Source organism: Klebsiella sp. 10-1 (assembly GCF_009758445.1).
GTDB classification, from domain to species: Bacteria; Pseudomonadota; Gammaproteobacteria; order Enterobacterales; family Enterobacteriaceae; genus Klebsiella; species Klebsiella scottii.
This window is the reverse complement of sequence record NZ_WQRE01000030.1, coordinates 1-721: the sequence shown is the minus strand read 5'-3', so window position 1 is coordinate 721 and position 721 is coordinate 1. Positions and strand designations below refer to the sequence as shown.

Sequence of the window (721 nt, the reverse complement as noted above, 5' to 3'; positions counted from 1 at the left end):
AGCACGTCCTTCATCGCCTCTGACTGCCAGGGCATCCACCGTGTACGCTTAGTCGCTTAACCTCACAACCCGAAGCTGTTTCGTAAAACAGTCCGCGTTGCGAAAATTTGAGAGACTCGAACACACCGCTTTTTCCTTTCTTATTACGGAGAAAGGAAACAGTGTGTCGTTTCAATTTTCAGCTTGATCCAGATTTTTAAAGAGCAAAACTTCGCAGTGCACCTTGTTCAGGAACACTCGGAAGTTTTCTTGTTTTGAGCAGTAAAGGATGGTGGAGCTATGCGGGATCGAACCGCAGACCTCCTGCGTGCAAGGCAGGCGCTCTCCCAGCTGAGCTATAACCCCATCGTAATTGCTTTCTCTGTTTACCGTAATTCGATATCGGGCAAGGCATGGTGACGCGAAGCATACTGAAGTATGTGAGTGTCGCCATAACGCAGCACGGTAGCGAATTTGGTAGGCCTGAGTGGACTTGAACCACCGACCTCACCCTTATCAGGGGTGCGCTCTAACCACCTGAGCTACAAGCCTGCAGAGATTTTTACTGCTTATTTTTCATCAGACAATCTGTGTGAGCACTACAAAGGCAGGTTCTTCAGGTAAGGAGGTGATCCAACCGCAGGTTCCCCTACGGTTACCTTGTTACGACTTCACCCCAGTCATGAATCACAAAGTGGTAAGCGCCCTCCCGAAGGTTAAGCTACCTACTTCTTTTGCAACC

At 49.1% G+C, this 721-nt stretch carries 2 tRNA genes and 1 rRNA gene; all 3 read right to left on the bottom strand.

The features are described from left to right. Positions 1–269 precede the first annotated feature (269 nt). Positions 270–345: transfer RNA gene (locus GO007_RS28825), tRNA-Ala, on the bottom strand. Between the two features lie 109 nt (positions 346–454). Beyond that, positions 455–531, bottom strand: a tRNA-Ile gene (locus GO007_RS28820). A 69-nt stretch (positions 532–600) separates the two neighbouring features. Further along, positions 601–721 (bottom strand): 16S ribosomal RNA (locus GO007_RS28815); the annotation flags it as partial.